At 58.4% G+C, this 20,463-nt stretch carries 26 protein-coding genes; 15 read left to right on the forward strand and 11 right to left on the reverse strand.

Translation table 11 applies throughout. The features are described 5' to 3' along the window. Positions 1–23: 23 nt before the first annotated feature. From P186_RS08125 to P186_RS08135, 3 genes are read right to left on the reverse strand one after another with little or no spacing between them, the layout of a single operon-like run. Positions 24–305: a hypothetical protein gene (locus P186_RS08125; RefSeq protein ID WP_014288972.1), complete on the reverse strand. Its 282-nt coding sequence runs from the start codon at positions 303–305 to the stop codon at positions 24–26. Then, positions 305–1,519, reverse strand: coding sequence for a recombinase RecA (locus tag P186_RS08130; protein WP_148682873.1), 1,215 nt, complete (start codon positions 1,517–1,519; stop codon positions 305–307). The genes P186_RS08125 and P186_RS08130 overlap by 1 nt, the downstream gene beginning before the upstream one ends. Before the next feature lie 57 nt (positions 1,520–1,576). Beyond that, positions 1,577–2,584, reverse strand: a complete 1,008-nt coding sequence (locus P186_RS08135; RefSeq protein WP_014288974.1) for a M20/M25/M40 family metallo-hydrolase — start codon at positions 2,582–2,584, stop codon at positions 1,577–1,579. Between the two features lie 62 nt (positions 2,585–2,646). On the opposite strand from P186_RS08135, the gene P186_RS08140 reads away from it, so the two are divergent. Together P186_RS08140 and P186_RS08145 are read left to right on the forward strand one after the other, a co-directional pair. After that, positions 2,647–2,910, forward strand: coding sequence for a hypothetical protein (locus P186_RS08140; protein ID WP_014288975.1), 264 nt, complete (start codon positions 2,647–2,649; stop codon positions 2,908–2,910). Further along, entirely contained in the window at positions 2,907–3,236 is a 330-nt protein-coding gene (locus P186_RS08145) for a cupin domain-containing protein (protein ID WP_014288976.1), read from the forward strand. The genes P186_RS08140 and P186_RS08145 overlap by 4 nt, the downstream gene beginning before the upstream one ends. A 1-nt stretch (position 3,237) precedes the next feature. On the opposite strand, the gene P186_RS08150 is transcribed toward P186_RS08145, so the two are convergent. Further along, entirely contained in the window at positions 3,238–4,113 is an 876-nt protein-coding gene (locus P186_RS08150; protein ID WP_148682874.1) for a S1C family serine protease, read from the reverse strand. A 52-nt stretch (positions 4,114–4,165) separates the two neighbouring features. On the opposite strand from P186_RS08150, the gene P186_RS08155 reads away from it, so the two are divergent. After that, on the forward strand, positions 4,166–5,818 hold the full coding sequence (locus P186_RS08155) for a S49 family peptidase (protein ID WP_014288978.1): 1,653 nt from the start codon (positions 4,166–4,168) through the stop codon (positions 5,816–5,818). Here the strand turns inward: P186_RS08155 and P186_RS08160 are convergent. Next, positions 5,769–6,737, reverse strand: a complete 969-nt coding sequence (locus P186_RS08160; protein WP_148682875.1) for a DHHA1 domain-containing protein — start codon at positions 6,735–6,737, stop codon at positions 5,769–5,771. The genes P186_RS08155 and P186_RS08160 overlap by 50 nt on opposite strands. Before the next feature lie 35 nt (positions 6,738–6,772). On the opposite strand from P186_RS08160, the gene P186_RS08165 reads away from it, so the two are divergent. The 5 genes from P186_RS08165 (at position 6,773) to P186_RS08185 (ending at position 9,587) form a co-directional block, all read left to right on the forward strand. Then, entirely contained in the window at positions 6,773–7,261 is a 489-nt protein-coding gene (locus tag P186_RS08165) for a hypothetical protein (protein WP_014288980.1), read from the forward strand. Between the two features lie 9 nt (positions 7,262–7,270). After that, a complete protein-coding gene (locus P186_RS08170; RefSeq protein ID WP_014288981.1) occupies positions 7,271–7,741 on the forward strand; it encodes a Rab family GTPase in 471 nt (156 codons plus the stop codon). Further along, positions 7,738–8,394 (forward strand): hypothetical protein, encoded by a 657-nt coding sequence (locus tag P186_RS08175; RefSeq protein WP_014288982.1) that lies wholly within the window; start codon positions 7,738–7,740, stop codon positions 8,392–8,394. Before P186_RS08170 ends, P186_RS08175 begins: the two co-directional genes overlap by 4 nt. A 141-nt stretch (positions 8,395–8,535) precedes the next feature. Then, entirely contained in the window at positions 8,536–9,201 is a 666-nt protein-coding gene (locus P186_RS08180; RefSeq protein ID WP_014288983.1) for an ABC transporter ATP-binding protein, read from the forward strand. Positions 9,202–9,320: 119 nt separating this feature from the next. Beyond that, a complete protein-coding gene (locus P186_RS08185; RefSeq protein WP_014288984.1) occupies positions 9,321–9,587 on the forward strand; it encodes a hypothetical protein in 267 nt (88 codons plus the stop codon). An 11-nt stretch (positions 9,588–9,598) separates the two neighbouring features. Here the strand turns inward: P186_RS08185 and P186_RS08190 are convergent, their stop codons facing one another. From P186_RS08190 to P186_RS08215, 6 genes are all read right to left on the reverse strand, one after another. Next, a complete protein-coding gene (locus tag P186_RS08190; protein WP_014288985.1) occupies positions 9,599–10,690 on the reverse strand; it encodes an RAD55 family ATPase in 1,092 nt (363 codons plus the stop codon). Continuing rightward, positions 10,687–11,025 (reverse strand): hypothetical protein, encoded by a 339-nt coding sequence (locus tag P186_RS08195; RefSeq protein ID WP_014288986.1) that lies wholly within the window; start codon positions 11,023–11,025, stop codon positions 10,687–10,689. Before P186_RS08195 ends, P186_RS08190 begins: the two co-directional genes overlap by 4 nt. 68 nt (positions 11,026–11,093) lie before the next feature. Further along, positions 11,094–11,873 carry a type II secretion system F family protein gene (locus tag P186_RS08200; RefSeq protein WP_014288987.1) on the reverse strand — a complete coding sequence of 260 codons (780 nt, stop codon included), beginning with the start codon at positions 11,871–11,873 and terminating at the stop codon, positions 11,094–11,096. Further along, a complete protein-coding gene (locus tag P186_RS08205) occupies positions 11,870–13,348 on the reverse strand; it encodes a type II/IV secretion system ATPase subunit (RefSeq protein WP_014288988.1) in 1,479 nt (492 codons plus the stop codon). Before P186_RS08205 ends, P186_RS08200 begins: the two co-directional genes overlap by 4 nt. Next, entirely contained in the window at positions 13,321–14,088 is a 768-nt protein-coding gene (locus P186_RS08210; protein ID WP_237179376.1) for a type II secretion system F family protein, read from the reverse strand. The genes P186_RS08205 and P186_RS08210 overlap by 28 nt, the downstream gene beginning before the upstream one ends. A 275-nt stretch (positions 14,089–14,363) precedes the next feature. Further along, positions 14,364–14,810, reverse strand: coding sequence for an archaellin/type IV pilin N-terminal domain-containing protein (locus tag P186_RS08215; RefSeq protein WP_014288990.1), 447 nt, complete (start codon positions 14,808–14,810; stop codon positions 14,364–14,366). A 136-nt stretch (positions 14,811–14,946) separates the two neighbouring features. Between P186_RS08215 and P186_RS08220 the strand changes: the two genes are divergently transcribed. From P186_RS08220 to P186_RS14335, 7 genes are all read left to right on the forward strand, one after another. After that, entirely contained in the window at positions 14,947–15,354 is a 408-nt protein-coding gene (locus P186_RS08220; protein WP_148682876.1) for an archaellin/type IV pilin N-terminal domain-containing protein, read from the forward strand. Then, positions 15,339–18,851, forward strand: a complete 3,513-nt coding sequence (locus P186_RS08225) for a hypothetical protein (protein WP_148682877.1) — start codon at positions 15,339–15,341, stop codon at positions 18,849–18,851. The genes P186_RS08220 and P186_RS08225 overlap by 16 nt, the downstream gene beginning before the upstream one ends. Next, a complete protein-coding gene (locus P186_RS08230) occupies positions 18,848–19,066 on the forward strand; it encodes a hypothetical protein (RefSeq protein WP_148682878.1) in 219 nt (72 codons plus the stop codon). The genes P186_RS08225 and P186_RS08230 overlap by 4 nt, the downstream gene beginning before the upstream one ends. Positions 19,067–19,153: 87 nt before the next feature. After that, a complete protein-coding gene (locus tag P186_RS08235) occupies positions 19,154–19,600 on the forward strand; it encodes a DUF3800 domain-containing protein (RefSeq protein ID WP_148682879.1) in 447 nt (148 codons plus the stop codon). A gap of 222 nt (positions 19,601–19,822) precedes the next feature. Continuing rightward, entirely contained in the window at positions 19,823–20,002 is a 180-nt protein-coding gene (locus tag P186_RS08245) for a hypothetical protein (RefSeq protein ID WP_014288996.1), read from the forward strand. Next, complete coding sequence (locus tag P186_RS08250; protein ID WP_148682880.1) at positions 19,930–20,193, forward strand: hypothetical protein; 264 nt, start codon at positions 19,930–19,932, stop codon at positions 20,191–20,193. Before P186_RS08245 ends, P186_RS08250 begins: the two co-directional genes overlap by 73 nt. Positions 20,194–20,228: 35 nt before the next feature. Further along, the gene (locus P186_RS14335) at positions 20,229–20,459 is read left to right on the forward strand and encodes a hypothetical protein (protein ID WP_237179377.1); all 231 of its coding nucleotides are present in this window, start codon (positions 20,229–20,231) and stop codon (positions 20,457–20,459) included. Positions 20,460–20,463 lie beyond the last annotated feature (4 nt).

A 20,463-nucleotide genomic window follows, 5' to 3' on the forward strand; every position in this document is an offset into this window, starting at 1 on the left:
GTCTCCCCGGCGTGGGTATTTATCTATTTCCAGTAGTTCTTGTTGCTGAGTATCTTCTTCAACTCCTCTGGGGTGGTTGCGCAACCGTTTTTGCTTAGCCAGTCGCTTAGTATGCGTAGCATCAGCTCTGCGTTGTGGCGCCCCATGGCCTTCTCCAAGACTTCATACAGACGCCAGGGCTCCTCAGTTATGTAGTAGTCCAGCGGCTTGCCGTAGGTCGCCAAGATTCGGTAGTGCGCCATGACTCTCCATGAGAAGTTCACCTCCGCGTAGAACCTCAGCAGTAGCTCCTTAGTGACACACATCACATCCTTGTGTATACCACCCTCCTCCTCTGCTCGTCAATTTTGAACTGGAATCTAATAGGCACCGGGCTCTCCGGCGTGTGCGCCTCCAGCTCCCCGTGTCTGAACTTAAATACGTAATCTACCAGCGAGCCCAGGTACAGGCTCGCGGAGTCCCAGGCGTCGTAAGAGTTGAACACAAGGACCGTGGTGGTGGGGTAGTTAACTAGGGATTGGTACAGCCTCGCCGCCTCAACCAGCAACTCGGGTCCGGTGGAGGAAACCACTTGCTCGTACTGATCGGCGAAGTGCACGTCGAATCTGCCGCGGTTAACCATCTCGGCGCTCTTGAACCACCACGTCAAACTCTTGTGCTCCACAACGGGGTGGTAGAACCACTCGATATTAGGAACCTGCCACCTCACGCCCAGGCTCTCGGCGAACTTGGTAAAAGTGGGAGCCACCTTGTGGTGGTGGTAGAGCACCCTCGACCCCCGCCTGGCCAGCTCAGCCGCCGTGAGCACCATCAGCTTGCTGGCCAGCCCGTCGGGTGGGCCCACCACGGCCACCAAGGTCCCCCTCCACACGCCTCCGCCTATTGCCTCGTCGATCTCCGGCGCACCAGTTGTCAACCTGTCGCTGGGCAATTCCTTCGACTTTTCAATAGGCGTAATCACAAACGGGCCGGACTCCGTAATTACGAAGGGTAGCTTGGCGTATTTGAGAGGCTTGCCTCTGGTCTTCAGTAGCTTGACATATCGTATGGAGGCGCCCGATTCATATACTTGGTGCTCCACCTCTATAATAACATCCGCAATGTAATCTGCTGGAGTCACCTCCACACCCTCTTTTATAAAGATCACAGGCGACTCCCGGGAGATGCCGTGGTAAAACACTGCGTGGACAAGCTCCCTCTCCCCTTCTCCAGCTATGGCGTTCACGCCGTCGACCACAACGACGTCAGGTCTCAACTGGGCAACTTTCTCAACTATGTACTCCACCACCGCCTTCTCCCCCGTTGTCACCATGTCGAAGATGTAGGCCGGCGGCGTAGTCCCCACGGAGGCCAGATACCTCCTCAATCTCTCCTCTGTCTCGTAGAAAGTGAACCACGTAGCCTTCCTAAAGCGAGACACTGCCTTAGCCACTAGTAAAGTCTTCCCAGCCCCCGGCAGACCCTTCACCACTATTACACCTTCACTAAACAGCTCTTCGAGGTTACACCCTGCCGACACGTAGAAGTATAACAAACTATTTTATATATTTTCTGGTGTATACGTCGTAATGCACTGCTACTTAATTTCTCCCACTGCCAGCTTCAAAGCCGCCGCCGCCGTCTCCACCTGCGCCACTTCTATACGCTCGTCTTCAGTGTGTGCGTAGACCGGGTCGCCGGGGCCGAAGGCGACGATGTTCTTGGTAAGCGCGGCCAGTATGTTGAAGTCGGCGGTGCCCCACTTCCTGCTGAGCTTCGGCTCTACGCCGAGTTTTATCAACGCTCTGGTTAAGGCGCGGGCCGCCGGGTTCGTGGGGGACACCTCCACGGGGTCTGTGCAAGACGCCGCCCTGGCGCCGGGTGGTAGCGACTGCAGCAGGTCGCGGCAGGTCCTGCCCGGCGGTATTCTGACGTCCAGCACCATGACGCAACGGGTCGGCAACTTATTGGGGGCCTCTCCGCACTGCACCACTGTGGGGGTGACGGTGAAGGCGTCGTACCTCTCCGCGTGGCCGAGGGCCCTCTTCACCTCCTGGTAGACGGCGTATAGCTCCTCCACGACGTTGCCGTAGATTGGCGAGCTTGCGTGGCCCCCCCTGGACTGTAGCTCTATGTACACCTTCGCGCCGCCTCTGTAGGCGTAGGCGATGTGGAGATTCGTGGGCTCCCCCACATATATGTGGGTTGGCCTCGGGGGGCCTCCCCTCATTAGGGCCTCTGTCCCGGCGCTGTCGTCCTCCTCGGCGGTGACCAGCGCAAGGACCAGCGTCCCCCGCGGCTCGGCTTCTAGAAAGGCCTTGAGGTAGGCGACGAGGGGGCCTTTGTCGTCTACGGCGCCGCGGCCCCAGACGACGCCGTTTTCAACTCTCACCGGCAGGGGGCCGGGCACCGTGTCCATGTGGGCGTGTAGCCACACCACGGGGGACCCCCCGCCTTTGACAGCCAATACGTTGCCCGCCTCGTCTATCCAGACGTCTGTCACGTGCCTCTTTAGATAGGAGTGTAGATACCTGGCGAGCTCCGCCTCGCCGTGGGGCGGGCTGTATATCTTCAACACATCCACCAGCAACTGGGTGACGTCCATGGAGCTGTTTTGTGAGGTATATAAAAACCACAAAATATATATAACGCGGGGGATTCTTGTACATGCACATACGCGAGGCGTTGAGGCTTGCGAGGGAGTTCGGCGCCTTCACCGCGGCACAGGCGGCTTACGTCTTAGGCAGGCCCGTCGCCGAAGTGAGGGAGAGGCTGGAGCGGTTTGTCTACAACGGCTTGCTGAAGGCGGTCGACGTTGCGGGGGTGAGGTTTTACTACAGAGATCCCGTGGAGGCGGCGGAGGTTATCCTCAGCTCGGTAGACATAGCGGCCCTCCCCCGCGAGGAGAGGCGGAGGCTGGCCAATCTATGAGCTGGAGGTGGGAGAGGCTGAGCGACTGCGTGGAGAGGAGGTATATAAGCGGGGAGAGGATGACGGTGGCGCAGTTCAGAATTAGGGAGGGCTGTGTGGTGCAGAGGCACAGCCACCCCAACGAGCAGATCACCGTCGTTCTGCAAGGCGTCTTGGAGTTCGACGTCGGGAGGAGGCGCTTCACCGCCTCGGCGGGAGACGTCGTCGTGATTCCCCCCGGCGTGGAGCACGAAGTAAGGGCCGTAACAGACGCCGTGGTGATAGACACCTTCGCCCCGCCCCGCGGAGACTGGGCCGGCGGGGGAGACGCCTACCTGAGGAGGTAGGCTAGAGCTCGAGGATCCTCCCCGTCCTCCAGACCTGGAACCTGGGCCTCCTTCTGTTGACCACCGCCTCGGCCACGTAGAGCCTCAGCTCGAAAACGTTGGTCACAGTCTTGCCGTCTACTTTCGTTATCACGTCGCCCCGCTGGATGCCTATCTCGTCTGCGGCTGAGCCGGGTAGCACCTCCGCCACGAGGAGGCCTCTATCTATGGGGAAGCCGTATAGAGAGGCCAGGGCTTTGTTCAGCGCCGTGACGTATATGCCAAGGGCGGGGCGGGTGTAGCGGCCGTATTTCTGCACCATCTCCAGCATGACGCGTGTGAAGTCTATAGGGACTGCGAAGCCGAGGCCCTGCGCCCCCGCAATAATGGCCGAGTTTATGCCCACCGCCTCCCCCGACATGTTGATCAGCGGCCCCCCGGAGTTGCCAGGGTTGATAGCGGCGTCTGTCTGTATCAAAAACTCGAATACCCTCTCGCCGGCTCTTAGAGTTCTGCCGACGGCGCTGACTATCCCAAAGGTCGCCGTCGGCTTGTCGAGGAGGGCTAGGGGGAATCCGATGGCCACCACGCCCTGGCCCACCCTAAGCCTCAAGGCGCTCCCCATGGGGAGCGGGGGTGTCTGCAACTCGGCGTATATCAACGCCATGTCGTAGTCAGGGTCCCCAGCCGCCACCCTCCCCGGCGCCTTGTCGCCCTCGGGCGTCACCAGCACAACCTCATCCGCCGAGGCCACGACGTGGAAGGCAGTGGCGAAGAAGCCCCTCCCCACGGCGAAGGCCGTGCCGAACCCCACGTCGCCCGTGAAGACGTCCACCTGCCGCGTGACGACGGCCACCACAGACCTAGCGGCCTTCTCCACCAAGTTGCTGAGGTCCACCACACCCCCTCTTTGAGGACTTAAAAATATATAGGTGGGCTATCCCTATAGCATGGCAGAGAGGTGGGTTGTCCTAGGGGTTTCCCTAGCCCTCGCGGTCAGCGTCGCCGCGCTTTTCCTAGCCTTCACAGCCTGCAGAGCCCCGCCCCAGCCTCCACAGCCAGCTAAGCCGAAGATCGTGCTGGTGCCCGTCAACTACGTCATCGACAGCCCCCAAGTGGACAAGACGGTGTCCGCCCTCACCTCGATAGCGCAGAGAGACGACGTGGCTGGCATAGTCCTCGTTATCGACTCGCCGGGCGGCACGGTGTCGGCTACAGAGGCGCTGTACACAGCGCTTCGGGGGATAAACAAGACGAAATACGCCGTGGTGAACGGCCTCGCCGCCTCCGGCGCCTACTACGTGGCGGTGGCGGCTGACAAGATATACGCAACGCCCTCCAGCTGGGTGGGCAGCGTTGGGGTGATAGCCGTGCTGTGGCCCGAGGAGTATTTCTACGACATACCCGACTACGTGTACACGACGGGGCCTCTCAAGTACTACGGCAGGGAGCTGGTGGACTACTACAACGACATCGAGAGGGTGAGGCTCAACTTCGTCAACGCCGTCTTGAAGGGGCGGGCGGGCAAGATCAAGGCCGACCCCCAGGTTTTCGAAACCGCGACTATCTTCACAGCCGACCAGGCGAAGAGCCTCGGCCTAGTCGACGAGATAGGCGGCATCTTCGACGCTGTGAGAGACATGGCGCAGAGGCTGGGCCTAACCCAGTACGAGGTGAAGTACCTCAGCCAGGTGGCCAACGTCTCGACGGCCCCGGCGGGGGCCCAGTACAAGGTAGAGCTCTCCACGCTACTCAACTCCACGCCTGTGCCTATCTTCTACATTCTGCCGACGGCCGTCCAGTGGATGCTCCCGGCGGACGGCGGGGGGAACAAGACGCCTCCGCCCGCCGCCCCGCCGGAGAAGCCCTACGTCGTGCTGGACATGGCCCACGACAACATGGTCCCCCGTAGCTTTATAGAGGTTCTGCGCGCCGAGCTAGCCACGAGGGGATACGCCCTGGTTTCCGCCGCCAGCGAGTACCAGCTGTCGACGCTTCTCGCCAACGCCACGGGGCTCGTTGTGGTTAACCCCACGGCTCCCTTCAGCAGAGACGGCGTTAGGGCTGTGCTGAACGCCACGGCGAGGGGGGTGAGGGTGGCCTACTTCTACGACATGAGGGCCAGCGCGGTGGTGGTGAGCTCCGGCGCGGCCTACGTGGCGCCCTACTCCCTATTCGCGGTGTTCGACCCGTTGCTGACATACTTCAACATGTCGGGACTGAGGGCGGTTTACAACTTCACCGCCGGCGGGGCGAACTACACAGAGAACTGGCAGTTCGTCGCAGTGAGGCCCCGGGGCAACTGGACACTGCTGAGGGGGGTGGAGAGGCTCCTCCTCTTCAGCCCCTCGGCCGTGGCGGCCAGCACGCCGCTTAGGCTAGAGGCCTGGGGCTACGTATTCGGCTACGGCTGGGGCAACTACACAGTGGCGGCCCAGGTGGGCAACTTCACTTTCATAGGCACCGTGAGGTCCTTCACGCCGTACTTCATAACCCAGGGAGACAACTGGAGATTTTTCAAAAACGTGGTGGACTGGCTCGTAGAGAAGAGACCTATTGCGAAGAAGCTCGGCCCCGTGTCTGCCGTGATATATACAGGTTGAGCTCCCTCAGCAAATCCCCCAGCAGGGCCCTGGGTATCCTGGCGCCAGCCGCGTTTTTGTGGCCCCCGCCAGAGGCGGACTGCCTCCTGGCGAATTCCCTCAAGAATGCGTTGAGATCCACTCCTGCAGAGGAGCGGAGGCTCATGACGTAGATCTCCCCCCTCTCCTCGGCGGCGAGGCCCACCAAGGCATCTTTGAGGCCTCTGGCTAAATTAGCGGCGAGGCCCAGGGGGCCAGGCGGGTTTATGACATAGGCCACCTTGCCCTCCACCAACGCGTTTTTCTCCACCCACCCCACGAGGGCCTCGTTTACCCGCGCCTGCTCCTCCGCCAGCTTGAGCAACTTCGCCATGGCTGAGGGGGCCCCGTTCCCAGCAAGGTGGTTGACGACTTCCCGCTTGAATTCATGATCTTTCCGCGCCCGCTCCAGCCCCTGCATTAAGACGCCGGCCTCGTAGTATACAATTCTCTTGTCCCAACGCTCCAGCGCCGACCTTACCCACTCGGTGTAGTCCATGTAGTCGCTTATGGCGCCGTACAGAGCCACGCGGGTGTAGGCGCGGGGGAGTCTGCCGGCCAGCCGCCGGTAGACAAGCTCAGACGCCGACGGCCCCTCCTCGTGCACCACCTCCACCCCCGGCAGATCCGCGGAGAGGGGATGGTGGTCGATGTAGACAACGCGTCCCGTGTATCTAGAAAAAACTTCCCGCGCCTCGCCCGCGATTTTCTCGTCTATGGCTACGTCGACGATGTAGACGTCGCCAGCCGCCGCCTCGCGGAAGTCCTTTACGAGATCCACCGGGTGTGTGAAGTAGATCCGCACCTCGTCGTAATCGCCGGCAAGGGCCGCCTTCACAAGCGCCGCGGAGCACACGCCGTCTGCGTCACCGTGTGCCATAATTGTGAGAACACGCCCCACGTGTTGTATTAATTAACTCCGTTATATAGATAGATGTGCGGACTCTCCTCCTGTACTCCAAGGAATGGCGCGATGAAAACATCCAGCGCCTCTACAAGGCCTTTACTGTCCTCCTCCAGAGGCAGAGGGCCTACGCCCTTGAGAAAATAGTAGCTAAGGCGCCGAACCGGGCCCTGGTATTCACCTACCCATGCGGCTGGCACGGCGACGTCTTATTCATAGCCCCCTACATTGTGGCCGTAGGGCCCTTTGAGAGAGATGCCTTCATAGACATGGTCTTGACACTGCCTGACCGAGTGGCCTTCACCATTCTAGAAGGCGGGTGGACTCTTGAGGAGGTGTTCAAGAAATTTGGCCCCTTCGACGTAGGAATCGCATGCGAGGGATCCCCAGTCAGCGGAGCCAGGAGGTACGTACATAAGATGATAGTTATAAAAGTCGGCGGCCCAATGGGCGAGCTGATAAATACACTATATAGGCCGGAGGACACGGAGGCGGACGAGGTGATTGAGGCGCCCGTCTAGCCGGCGGAGATGCGTAAATACGTAATATTCGTCGGCGTGGGCGGCGTGGGGAAGACCACCCTAGTCTATAGACTAGTCAGCGTGAGGCAGGCGCCCCCGCCGACTAAGCGCCCCGGCTTCTACCACGCCTATCTAAAAGGCGGCTCCTACTACATCCTAGACGTGCCGGGGCAGTACGTGGACGAGGTGGTGGAGACTATTTCCAAAATGGTTTTCATGTATTTCGACCGCGCCCTACTCGTCTACGACCTCACTAGACGCGACACCCTCCAGGCCCTATACGAAATCGCCGACAGGCTCTGCCGCTTCCACAAATGCATATCAGCCAAGGAGCTGTGGGTGGTGGGGAACAAGAGGGACCTCGCCGTGAGCTTGGGGGTGGAGCACACGCCGGATTTATCTACGCTGGGTGCCCAGAGATATGTTAAAATATCAGCAATACACGACCCATTTGACAAACTACTGGAGCTGTTGCCATGATCTGCGAATACCTCGCAAGAGGCGCCGTGTGCTCCCAGGCCTACAGGAGGTGGAGCAGGCCGGAGTTTTTCAAGAGATTAGGCCTCCCCCCGCCGGGGCCCGCGCCGAGGTGCACAGAGGTGGAGGAGGCGGCCGCCTACCTTGTGGACCACCTGCTGATTCCATTCTACGAGGGGAGGGAGGTGGCCCTCACCCCGGCGGCAGTGTCGGCGCTGGAGGCGATCTCCGCGCCGTTGCAGGCGCTAGAGGGGGAGCTCTCCGCCTACGTGCCAGAGGACCCAGTCATGGTGTACACCGGGCCGTGCGTTTTCGGCACGAGGATGAGGAAAAACGCCGTAATCACAGGACCCAGACCCATCATAGAGAGGCTAGCCGAATATCTACAAGCCCCCAGCCACCACTTCGTGGCAATTGACGAGGGCGAACCCGCGGAGCTGGCTGAAAAATACGGAGTCCAAGCCGCGGTGAGTTGCATCACCGCGCCCCGGGCTCCCTTGAAGAGCTACGTCTTGACATGTTGGGAAAACCAGTGGCTGGGAGAGCTACTAAGCAAGGCGCTCGGCATGCCTCCGGCAACCGAGGGCATAGCCGTGCCGCTACGCCACGCCAAGCTACTCATCCAGCACCCAAGAAAAAATTTAAATAAGCGCTAGACAGTACACGGCGGCTGAGAGCCCCGGAGGGGCCCGGTGAGCGCCGCAGTCGGTCCCCCTTGTACAACAACTCCCCCTCTGCTTTTAACGCCCCTCACCTCATGTAAGCAATGTATTTAAGAGAGGCACCCCCCTACCCGCATGGAGATTGTTGTGAGGGACGTGGTGAAGCTCTACGGCGACTACCCAGCCCTCAGGGGGGTAAGCCTCGAAGTCCCCAGGGGGGTCTTCCAGTGCCTCATCGGGCCCTCCGGCTCGGGCAAGTCCACCCTCCTCCACATAATAGGCGGCGTGGACAAGCCGACCCAGGGCGAGGTGTGGGTGGCCGGCACGAGGCTGAACGACCTCGGCGACGACCAGCTGGCGGAGTTTAGAAACAGAAACATCGGCTTCGTCTTCCAGCTCTTCTACCTAATCCCCAGGATGTCTATACTAGAAAACGTGGAGCTCCCCCTCATACTCAGGGGAGTCCCCAGGGAGAAGAGGAGAGAGGCGGCGCTGGAGGCGCTGAAACTCGCAGGCCTCGGCCACGTCGACCCCCGCAAGAAGCCTACACAACTCTCCGGCGGCGAGCAGCAGAGGGTGGCTATTGCACGCGCCATTGTGACAAGGCCCAGAATCCTCCTCGCAGACGAGCCGACGGGCAACCTAGACAGCGCCACGGCTAAGGTAGTTATGGAGACCTTCCTCAACCTCAAAAAGGAGCTGGGCGTCACCATCGTCATGGTGACCCACAACCTAGAGCTACTAACCTACTGCGACCGCTACGCCAAGATGCGAGACGGCAAGATCGTGGAAACCGGCTAAGCGACCAAGCCTCTAGGCACCACCTCCACGCCGGGTTAGACCCACCCCCGCCGGCATGCGGCTATGAAACCGGCATATACACGGTATATAGGTATATATAGTGGGTCCATTCAGAGGCTGTGTGCCTCGACAAAGAGAAATTAGTAGCCGCGGTTGAGAACCTCAGCCCACCTCTCAAGGCGCTGATAAACATAGCGACGTTGAGAATAGTGGGCAGACCCCTTGAGCAGTTGCTCGAAACAACGCCCCGCGAAGCGCTCAAGGCATTTCTCCAATTCGCGGGGCCCCACAACTACCAGCTACTACTCCGAATATTCCAGCAACAATTAGCCAAGCAGAAATGCTACGTAACACTGGAGGAGCTAGACAGATTTATACAGAGATGAAAAAGAGGGAGTTAGCAGGGTATATCCACCCCCACCTTGCCGCCCGGCGCCCGAACTGCTTGTACTACGCCTTTATCTACTCTAATCACGACGTCGAAGAACATGTCGAATTTCTCAAGGTCGCGTAGAGACACCACTATGGCAGGTCCCATTTGTGCAATTTTCCGCAACACCTTCAACACCTTGTATAGGCTCTCGTCGCCATACATGGCTCTCACCAAGTCAAGCCCTCGGATAAACACGGCGTCGTACCCCTCCCTCGCCAATTTATATAGCGTAACTAGAAGCTCTTCAAAGTTCATCTCCATCTTCAAGGCAGGTACTCCCCTAGTCTCGGCGTATATTAACCCACCGGTAGCCATGTCTATGTACCTAACCTTTCTTCCCCTCTCCATTAAAGCCCTTGCTGTATTGATCATGAACCAGTTCTTCCCCGCCCCCATAGGCCCCACCACGCTGTGAAGCAAACCCTTGTAGAGCCCCCCAGCGGCGGCATCTAGACACCACCCAGTCTCCACCACCTCCACCGCCGAAGTTGGAGCAGTACTCTCCTCAAATAATATTACTCCAGAGCCCTCGGCGATTACGAACGGCACCGAATAACCCGCCTTCCCACCCCTAACCTTCTTCACTAATATCTCTCTAATAGCGCCGTAGGGCTTTAGGTCATATACCAACTCAATGACGTTGTCGGCTATGTACGCCACCTTCTCCGCCACCTCTCTCTCTGCGGTTAAAAACACGTCTATACCCGCCTGCTTAATGACTCTATACACCACGTTGTGGATAACATCAACCCCACCCCCAAGACTCAGAAATTCTGTAATAGAGTCGATAACCAAAGCCCCGGGCCTCTCCCGGATCACCGAGTCCACCAACGTGTTAAAGAAGGCCCCTGCCTCTGCTAGAGGAGCCTCCCAAAACACCAGCCTATCGCCAAAGTCGTAGCCAAGCGCCGCCATGTTTTTCCTAAAAGCTACTTCATCCTCAAACGCAGAGACCCAAAACACCTTGTCGTAATTCCCATGGACATACCAAGCGGTTAGCGTCGTCTTCCCTGATCCAGGCGGCCCGTAAACCAGGGTAACGCCGCGCAACTTCATAGCCTCCCCAAAATCTTCCCTATTTCCTCTATAGACTTTACACAGCCCTGCCTCTCGAGCCATGTCTTGAACATGTAGAGAAAAAGCTCGGCGTTGTGTTGACCCAGGGCTCCGCTCAGCACTTGGTACACCGACGACGGATTCTCCAGAATTATCTGCTCAAATGACTTGCCAAATCTAGACAACACACGGTAGTGGATAAAAGTCCTAAGCGAGGAGTTGAGGGAGGTGTAGAATTTTACAAAACCACGGAGAAGTTCAACATCTTCACATTTAGGATGCTCAAAGCGCTCAGATCGCGCCTCTTTCTTGATGCTTTCCCCTATTTGAGACACAAACTACAAAAAAGGACCTTGATATATGTTTTACTGTGTAGTAACGGAAAAAGATTCAAAACCTATTTTTAAATATTTGCCATTGAGTCAAAAATAACGTAGAAAATAAAGCCGACTATGGGGATGTAGATAAGCGCCATGAACAACATCAACGTCAGGGGGTCAACGTTCATTGGGCCGGCCTGCAGGGCGCCCAGGGGGCTGAAGGCAAGCGCCACTATATAGACAAGGAGGGGGAGCAACATGACCACAACCACAAAGATTTCAAACATGAGGGAGAGGGACCTCACCAGCGACTGCGCCTTCACCTGCTTAGCCCTAAGCATCCAGTCGAGCCTAGCCATCAGCACAAGATCCACGCGTTGCGTAATCCGGGACGACTTAGTAATCAGCTCCACTGTCTCCCTGTACGAGGGGCTCGGCACCCTCTCCGCGCTGTGGGCCAGAGCCTCCTCGGGGCTGGAGCCCATCACCACCATCTCCCTAGCCGCCAGCGCCAGCTCCCTTGCGATGAACCGGTCCTCCTCCACCTCGGCCAGCCTCGTCACCACGCGCCCAAGCGGCAGGCCAGCCGCGAGGAGGGGGAGCATCACGCCCAGCGTATAGACAAAATTGTTTTCAAAATGGCTACGCCTCGCCGTGATTAAGTACACGGGGTAGAGCAAAACCCCGGCAAACGTCAGCAAAGCCGCCACTGCGCCGATGGCCACGGCGGCGACGGGGCCGAACAGAAACAGCGCCACGATCCCCGCCGCGGCTCCCGCGGCGATCGGCGCCACCACTAGTACAAAGAGGTAGCGGCGGTAGGAGAAGGCCAAGCCGCTTTGGCGGTACAGCTCGTAGATCATACGGCGCCCCGCCTAACCTCCTCAAGCGTGCGGTCGGGGTCTATGTGGTATTTTGTGAATATTTTGGCGACGACGTACGGCGTGGAGAAGCCGTGTTTCACCATTTCGGCTATCAACGCCTTCCTCCTCTCCAACTCTCTTTTCAAATAATCCAGAGAGACAAACCTAGTTCTTGAAATAGTCTCGAGGTGGCGGCTCTCCTCCACCTGTTCCAGCCTGTCGGCCTCGGGGTTCCACCTGTATACGTAGTGTAGCCTGGGGCGCCCTCCGCGCGTCACACCCATGTTCTCCGCGATCTCCACCACCCGCCTGGTGATCTGGCCCCCCACCTTCACCCTCAAAATCCTCACGAAGACGTGTGCGAGGCCCACCAACATGGGGGGTACGTGCATAGGCCTGGTGAGGAGCCTCCTCACCGCGTCTTCTATAGTCTCTGCGTGTATAGTCGTGGCGCCGGAGTGGCCCGAGCCGAAGGCCTGGAACAGTACGTAGGCCTCCTCCCCCCTCACCTCGCCAACCACCACGTAGTCGGGTCGGGACCTCATGGCTATGGCCAGGAGGTCAAACGCGGAGACGTCCCTCACCCCCTCGTGCCTCCCCGGCCTAGTCAAGAGGGCCTGCCAGTGGTCGTGAATTATGTTGATCTCCCTGGTGTCCTCTATGGTTAAGATCTTGGCGTCCGGCCTCACCAGGTACAGCAGGGCGTTGAGGAGGGTGGTCTTCCCCGCCCCCGTGGGCCCAACGATGACGATATTCCTCCCGTAGTCAAGCATAAGCCAGAGGTAGGCCACGGCGTCGCTGGAGATGGTGCCCATCTTCACCATATCCACCAGGGTGATGGGCACCACGAAGTACTTCCTCACCACGAAGCTCGGCCCCCTAGGCGAAACTGGCGGAATTGCCAGTTCCACGCGGAACCCCTCCGGCAACATGCCCTCAAGCACGGGGTCGGCGTAGGACACAGGCCTCCCCACCAAGGCGGAGAACCTTTGTACGTAGCCGTCCAGCTCCTCCGCCGTGAGGACTATGTCCGTCTTCAGCGACTCCCAGCGGCTGTGCCAGATGTAGACGTGCCCCGGGCCGTCGACGTGTATATCCTCGATAAAGGGATCCCTAACCAGGGGGTCAAGCCTCCCGTAGCCGAGCAGATCCCGGCGCAGGAAGTACATCAGCTTCCCCCACCTCCTCTCGTCTATCCTTATCTTAAACTCCGACGCCGCCCGCCTCGCCAGCTCCTCCAGATACTCGGCCCTCCTCTCCCGCGCAAGCTTCAACACGCCGTCCCTCACCTCGCCCACGTTCTGCACAGCCCGCTTCAACGCCGCCAGCTGGCGGGCCTCCTCCTCGCTCAGAGGCGGCTCCACCGGGCGGTACCTCCTAAACCCCTCCCCATCTACGTAAACCACTGCCTGTACATACTCCGACACCTCGTACTGATCCAAGATGTTTAGAACCCCAGCCACATCGGCGCCCATAGCCCCACCCCTACCATAATCACCCCAGCCCCCCCGTGGACCATCCCCGCCCTAGCGCTCCCGCTGACCAACCTGCCCACCACAGCCCCACCCACGACGCTGTTGGCAATGCCAGATATATAAAGCACGCGGATAGCCAAATCTCGGCTAACCACAGCCGGCTGTATGCCCTGTATCGGGCCCGCCGAGGCGGCGGAGAACTTCGCCAGCTCGGGCAGGAGGAAGTATACAAGGACGTCGGCCAGCGCGGCGAACACCAGCAACACCGCGTAGAACAGCGCCACGTAGGGCCTCAGCTGGGAGAGAAGAGAGGAGCGGAACTCCACCACCGTGGCGAAGCTCCGCGCCGCCACATCCAGCACCTCCGGGAGCCTAGCCCCCGACCTCACCCCCTCCGTGATGATAAGCGCAAACCGGCGGAAGTTAGCCGAGGGGAGCTCCCCCGCCATCCTCCAGAGGGCCTCCTCCACTGTCAGCCCCCCAACCTCCGCCAGCGACAGCACCCTCCTCAAGACATCGGCCATGGGCCTAACCCCCAGCTGCGCCGCCACCTCCAAGGCGCTTCTCATGTCCAGCCCCGCCGCCGCCGCGTCTGAAAAAACTCTCAAAACCTGGGGAATCTGCCCTTCCAGCCTATACACAAACACAGACCGCCTCCACGCCCCGTAGCCCACCGCGATCAGCACAGCCCCCAGCCCCACACCTAGCCAAAAAGCCCGCACATAGAGAAACTCCAGCACGGAAACTAAAGCGATCATTCATTAATAAATTACTGTGCTGAAAATACCGCCGAGAATATAGCCCTCTGGCAGTGATTAGCATAACTATGTAAAAACATCAGACGTCGCGACCTCGCGGCAGTATATGTAGTTTTCCAAGTAGCTGGCACTAATCCTCTCAGAATAATATACATAATGGTACTAATATAGGCATGTTGGAGCCCCTCCTGAGGATGTGTAGCGACTATGAAAATCATGAATAAACTCAAGGTAAAACAGATAATAAAAAAGATATCTTATGAAGCTGTAACTGTCGTTGCTATTTCTGTACCCCGTGCTGTTACTAGCTTCACAGTGTAATCATAGCCCGCATTAAGTGAGCAACCCAATATAGCCTTAACCATCAATATATCACCAGTTTTATTGTAATTATTCGCTGTCGAGAGATCTTTAGGTCCGCATATTATTGTATTTGTTCCTGCTTGTAATATATATAAAGTTGACCATTTTACAGGTAAATTTGTTAGATTCCTTATATATAGTGTAACCTCCGCATTCGTCGCTTTTAGACTTGTTGCCTCTATCTTAAGTTTCTCGGCGGCGGCCATCTGCTCTGCTTGGGATGTGGCTTTTGTGACGTATCCGGCGAACCAGAGGTATACCAGCACCGCTCCTATTACCGCCACCACTATTAGCAACACCGCGGCGACTATTGGTTCGAGACCTTTGGTTTTGGTTTTCATGTGAGCCCTGTACCTCCAGTTTAAAATATTCTGTGGTGCGCCTTCCGTTGTATACTGGTTATATATGCATTAGACAAAAACCTTGCGTTCTGCGGGGTACACCATAAAAAATTTCTACAGATGTCCACTTGTCTACATGCGTGGGGTTTCGGAAGTCGTGGTGAATGTCCTCCTTCTCGCGATCACCGTGGCGGCGTCGACTCTACTCTTTTCGATATTTTTTAATGTGTATACCCAGCAACAGAGCCGCTTGGTTGTTGAGGGGGCTGGCGACGTGTGTGTTGCCCGGGTTTTTGACGTGGGGAATGTGAGCGGCGTCGCTAGATTTTACATATACAACAGGGGCAACGTGGCCTGTATATTTGACAAAGCGTACATATACTCTGGGAGCGCCGTGGCGGGGCCGTGGTCTGTGTCGAGTTGCCGGGTTGCGCCTCAGTCGGTGTCTCTCTGCGACAGCTCTGCTCCTTACCGCGTCGGCGTTGTATACCGCCTGACGGGGCCGCGGGGCGAGGTGGCCGAGGTGTCGTGGCCTGGGCCATGAGGGGCCTCTCCACCGTGGCGGGGTTTGTCGTCTTCGTCCTAGCCTTGATAATACTGTTCGCCTCGGTGTTCTTCTTCTACAACATGTTGCAGACGGCGGCGCAGAAGGGGGTTGAGCGGGTGCAGAACAGCGCCGTGAGAGACTTCGAGGCGTCCTTCACCTACGGGCCGGGTGGGTGCGGCGTGGGGGGCGGCTGGATTTACTACGTGGTTCAAAACGCCACGGGCCACGTGCTGGGGAACGGCACCTCGCCGAGGTGCCCGCCGGCCGTCTCTGGGATCTACACCTACCGGGTGGTTAGAAGCGACGGCGCCGTGGGGACGGCTAGGGTGTACATCGGCCCGCCGCTGGTCGCCGGAATCTCTACCGCGGCGTACTTGGGGCCGGGGGGCACCTTCACAATACCTATAGTCATTAGGCTGGCTAGCAACCGGTCTGCCTACATCCCCATCTCAAACCTGTCGGTTTCCCTCTCCGCGCCCCCCGGCGTGTCTTGTACCCCCCCGCCTGGCCAGTCATACCTCACCGTGCCGCCCAGCGGGGTGCTTGAGGTTAACCTAGGCGCGGCCAACTGTAATGTGACCGACTACACCTACCTCGCCACCTCCGCGAGGCTTGTCAACGCCACGGTGACGCTTTCCTACGGCGGCGCCACGCTGTCGACTACGAGGCTGGTGGTCGGCTCCGTGGCAGATAGGTGGGGACAGGCGTCGTTTACATACAGCGGCGGCGTCTGCAACATAGCCGCTCCCTCGGCTCCCCTGTTCTACGCAGTTTTTAAAAACGGCGCGGTTTGGAGCGGCGGGAAATACGACAGATCGGTGCCATGCCCCGCCGGCGAGGGGATCTACGAATATAGGGCGCTGGGGGGCGACGGAGTTATATACAGCGTGCCTGTGGTTGTTAAGGCGAACTCCATCAGGGCGTGGGCGGAGTCGAATAGAACAGTGGCCTACGTCAACGCCACGGGGCAGACGGTGGCCTTCGACCTCTATCTCCGCTTCTCTAATCCAAACCCCGGCTACGTCCCGGTGAACTACAGCTTCTCCCTCGTCTACAACACAGCGCTTCTCAGCTGTACGCAAGTCGGTACGCCGGACGGGGACCCCCGCTCGCTGGTGTTGCTCCCGGGCGAGACAAGGGCTCTGTACGCCGGGACCTATACTTGCACCGTGAATGGCGAGTTCAACGAGACTAACATCGCCGTGTCCATCACCGCCGCATACACCGGCGGCGGGCAGACCGTGGTGTTGTACAGCGGCGTGGTGGGCACGGCCACCACATTCGCCGCCCCCAACTGGGTCGTCTTTACCATCGTCTGGGGCAATGGCACCTCGTACAGCGTCGCGGGGTACGGCGCCGTCCAGCTCCAGTACAGAAAGAGCCTATTCACAGTGAGGTGGCGCCCCGCGGCGCCTCCGCCGCCTGTCTGTCCCCCAGTCTACGTCTATCTCAATAAGAGTCTGTCGCCGCTTGTATGGGCTCTGAGCGCGGTCTCTCGGTTCAACGTCACCACGCTCTTTATGAAGGTGATGCCGGGCTGGCCAGAGCTTTACGACGTGGCTGTGTTGTCTACGCCCTCCGGCGGCTGGTCGGCCTCTCTCAACAAGACTGGGGAAGCTGGTCAAGGCGATTACGGGATCTACCTCGGCGGCCGCCTCCAGCTGTCTCCTAGCCGGGAAAGCGGCTCCCCGGCGCCTCTCCCCGCGGCGCTGGCTTGGTACATGAAGACCTCCTCCACGTGGTCGGCGACTGCCAACGCCACGGTTTTCGGCGCGGCAAAGTGCACGTACCCCCTGCTGAACTTCACAGCCCTGCCAATGGCCAAGCTCCTCGGCTGGTCATTTACCTGCGGCGTCTCTCAGATAGTCGACGACTACTCTAGTTACGGCTCGGTGAGCGGTTGCACGACGTGGGGTTTTGAGAAGAGCTTGCCATACAACCGGACGGTGGTAAGCCAAGCCTCTGTATATCTAGATACTAAAAGGAACTACGACGGATCTTACTCTCTAAAGCTAGATATTACTAATGATGGTGGCTACGCGGTGTTTTACATAGACGTGGCTAGGTGGCTTGGCTACGTGCCGTCCACCAGCTCCTTCTCGATATATGTAAACCCCGACAAAAAACCTGATAACACCCACAGCTACCAGGTCAGCTTTTTTATCGATGTAAATAACGACGGCGTCCCAGACATAGAGCTGATCTACTACGCCAGAGGGGGTAGCTACATGGCTGTATCCACATACCTGGGATACAACACCAAGACTCTGATAGGCGGTAGGTTCACCGTCAAGGCCGATAAGTGGAGGCAGTTCTCGCTTGGCACGATTTACTCAACCGGTAGGATTGTGGGAGTTGCCTTGGTTTCCTTCGGCAAGGCAGAAGCCGATGTGTGGTGGGACGAGATGACTATATGCAAGAGTAGCTACTTTACAAATGCCCCGTATGTCTCGGTCATAGCCGATGGCTGGAGCTCCACCGGAGTCTCAATTAGTACACAGTATTCACCTACTTCTCCCCCATCTCTTCAGCTTGAGGTTGATGCCTCAAACTCCACAGGAAGTCCCGTGGATGACTACGGCGTGGCGGCGCTTATCTACGACGTGGCTGGCTGGGTTGGAAGCGTCTTGCCAGTTGCGGGCACCTCTATTTCAGTTAAGGTCTTGTATCAAAGAGATGTTCAAGATGTTAGGAATAACGTGTACTACATCTCTCTAGGTATTGATTTAAACGGTGATGGGGTTGTTGATAGAGAAGTTGTATACTACACGCCAGATACGTCCGGGGGCGCCGGCGTCGTGGTCTCTATGTATTTTAGAGACGCGGTGGGCAACCCGCTTATTGTCTGCACCGTAGACACAGCTGGCAACTGCGCCGTGACCAACTCTACTCTCTTCGCCGCGTATAGAGTGTACAACTTCAACACCACCACAATCACCCTAGACGGGCCAGGAGCATTAGTGAAAATAGCCCTAGCCGCGGTAGACGCCAGCGGCTACCAAGACGGCACCGTAGACGACTTCTGGGTGTTTTGGGACGACTTGACTGTGGCTTACAGCGCGTGTCCTCCGCCGTCCGGCTGGTATTCAAGGGGGTACGTCTGGCAGTCGTACGGCTACCTGCTGGCGACGGCGGGGGGCGTGGGCTACGCGGCGCTTGTCCCAAACGCCCTTACCTACGTGGCTAACTTCACTGGCGTTGGTACATACGCCGTGTTTGACTCGGCTCTAAACGTGGTCTTCGGCGTGTATAGGGGGGCCTCTGGCTTCAGCGCGGTGTGCGGCTCTGCGCTGTACGCACTTGGCGCTTTTCCAGCCGCCAGATACGTGGAGCTGAGGCCGCTGGGCGGCCTCGGCGACGTCGTGATAAGAGACGCCAACGGCAACATACTGGCGAGATACGGCTGTAGCTACACCACAACACCCACATACATAGGCGTAAAGACAGGAGCCGGAGAGGCGATAAAACTATACACACTAGAGGCGTGGGGGTGATTGGGGCCTCCCTCGCTGGTGCGTCGTATCTAATGAGGCGCTTCTTGTCAAGGTTGTCTTCGCGGCTGGGGGAGTGGCTTGTGGAGAAGCTGGTGTATGAGGGGGCTGATTGGGGGTCTTTCGTAGGCTATCTGATATACGGCTTGTCGGTTTTTGGCTTCCTCCTACTTGTCCTCGTCTACGTGTCTACTCTGTTGGTGAGGGTGGGTGCGTGAGGCCTCGGGGGCGGATTCCCTCCCCTGCCTGGGGGGACATGTCCGCCCCCCCACCACTTAGTTTTAAGTTGGGTGTATATATTCTTTGTGATTGTATTTGTCGACGAGAGTGGGGTGAAGTCTTTCTGTAACTGCGTGGCGGTTGGGGCTGTGGCTTTCGAGGCGAGGTACGGGGTGCCGTATATGGAGCTGGGGAGGCACGTCCTTGAGCGTATCCGCCGGATGGCGAGGGTGGGGGGCGAGGTTAAGTACAGCGACGTCCGGCGTAGGGCCGACGTGGAGGCTGTTGTGAGGCTTATCTCCGAGGTGGCCGAGGTGAGGTTTAGGGTGGTGCACTTCACGTCGCATGGCGACGTCGAGGAGGCTGTGGCAGAGCTGTCGAGGGGCGCCGTGCTGGTGGTGCTCGACAACCAGCTTCTGCCCCGGAGGCCGAGGATCGGGGCCCGGGTTATCGAGAGGGATTCTAGGCGGGTGCCGGGGCTCCAGCTGGCTGACGTCGTGGCTGGCTACGCGAGGTCGCGGGAGTGTCGGTAAGTAGCCCGCCGGCTTTTCAGTCCAGCTGAATGTCCAGCACCTCTCCGGGGTAGTGGTGTATTGTTATCATTAGGAGGCCTCGGCGTCTTGGCTGTAACTACGCGTAGTGTTCTACAGCGGTATTTTACAACTGTCTTTCTTCTTTCTATCTCAGCGGCGCGCCACTTGGCGGGCACCTCCTCTGGAGTTCCCGCGGCGTGAATTCTGTGGATGTTTTTCATAATGACTTCAACCCTCTGGCTGGGGTCTAACAGAGATATCGAGGACGCGGTTTATATCTACAGATTTGGGAAGGCGAAGGGTTTATTAAGTGAGGAGTCGCTTGAGGCGTGGGAGAGGCGTATGGGGGTGTTGCTGAGGAGCTTGAGAGAGAGCGGAGGCGGAACCTACAGCACAATCTGAAGATCGTGGCGTACTTCGCCGAGCTCGCCGCGAGAAACGACCCGGATTACTGGCGCTCCTATATAGACTTCATAAACAGCTTCTATAGATATGTCTGGAGGAGGCTTGAGGATCCCCTCTTCCGCGAGACGTATCTTCAGATACTGGAGATGAGGCGCCGCAGGCCTAGGAGGGAGCCGCCGGGCGCCTAGAGGTCGATTTTTAAAACTTGGCGGGGTTTTGGGGTGTGAAGATTTTGAGGATTTTGGAGGACGCCGAGTTGAGGATAAGGCGTGTTGAGTCTGCCGACGACGTGGATGTGTTGCGGTGGAATCTCTACGTCGCTGTTCAGGACGTGCTTGACGCGCTGGCGGTTCTCTTCTCTGAGCTGGGCTGGAGGAAGCCGCCGTCGTACACCCGCCTTGTCTTAGAGGCTGAGGAGGGGGGCGTGTTGCCGCCGGCTTCGCCCCCCTTGTGAAGAT

Origin of the sequence: Pyrobaculum ferrireducens (genome assembly GCF_000234805.1) — an archaeon.
In the GTDB taxonomy this organism is placed as follows: Archaea; Thermoproteota; Thermoprotei; order Thermoproteales; family Thermoproteaceae; genus Pyrobaculum; species Pyrobaculum ferrireducens.

Excerpts from the sequence above, each read along its gene's own strand:
- P186_RS08135 (WP_014288974.1), bottom strand. The coding sequence starts at position 2,584 with ATGGACGTCACCCAGTTGCTGGTGGATGTGTTGAAGATATACAGCCCG.
- P186_RS08190 (WP_014288985.1), bottom strand. The coding sequence starts at position 10,690 with ATGAAGTTGCGCGGCGTTACCCTGGTTTACGGGCCGCCTGGATCAGGG.
- P186_RS08140 (WP_014288975.1), top strand. The coding sequence starts at position 2,647 with ATGCACATACGCGAGGCGTTGAGGCTTGCGAGGGAGTTCGGCGCCTTC.
- P186_RS08170 (WP_014288981.1), top strand. The coding sequence starts at position 7,271 with ATGCGTAAATACGTAATATTCGTCGGCGTGGGCGGCGTGGGGAAGACC.
- P186_RS08215 (WP_014288990.1), bottom strand. The coding sequence starts at position 14,810 with ATGAAAACCAAAACCAAAGGTCTCGAACCAATAGTCGCCGCGGTGTTG.
- P186_RS08145 (WP_014288976.1), top strand. The coding sequence starts at position 2,907 with ATGAGCTGGAGGTGGGAGAGGCTGAGCGACTGCGTGGAGAGGAGGTAT.
- P186_RS08180 (WP_014288983.1), top strand. The coding sequence starts at position 8,536 with ATGGAGATTGTTGTGAGGGACGTGGTGAAGCTCTACGGCGACTACCCA.
- P186_RS08155 (WP_014288978.1), top strand. The coding sequence starts at position 4,166 with ATGGCAGAGAGGTGGGTTGTCCTAGGGGTTTCCCTAGCCCTCGCGGTC.
- P186_RS08245 (WP_014288996.1), top strand. The coding sequence starts at position 19,823 with ATGACTTCAACCCTCTGGCTGGGGTCTAACAGAGATATCGAGGACGCG.
- P186_RS08200 (WP_014288987.1), bottom strand. The coding sequence starts at position 11,873 with ATGATCTACGAGCTGTACCGCCAAAGCGGCTTGGCCTTCTCCTACCGC.
- P186_RS08175 (WP_014288982.1), top strand. The coding sequence starts at position 7,738 with ATGATCTGCGAATACCTCGCAAGAGGCGCCGTGTGCTCCCAGGCCTAC.
- P186_RS08125 (WP_014288972.1), bottom strand. The coding sequence starts at position 305 with ATGTGTGTCACTAAGGAGCTACTGCTGAGGTTCTACGCGGAGGTGAAC.
- P186_RS08220 (WP_148682876.1), top strand. The coding sequence starts at position 14,947 with ATGCGTGGGGTTTCGGAAGTCGTGGTGAATGTCCTCCTTCTCGCGATC.
- P186_RS08205 (WP_014288988.1), bottom strand. The coding sequence starts at position 13,348 with ATGGGCGCCGATGTGGCTGGGGTTCTAAACATCTTGGATCAGTACGAG.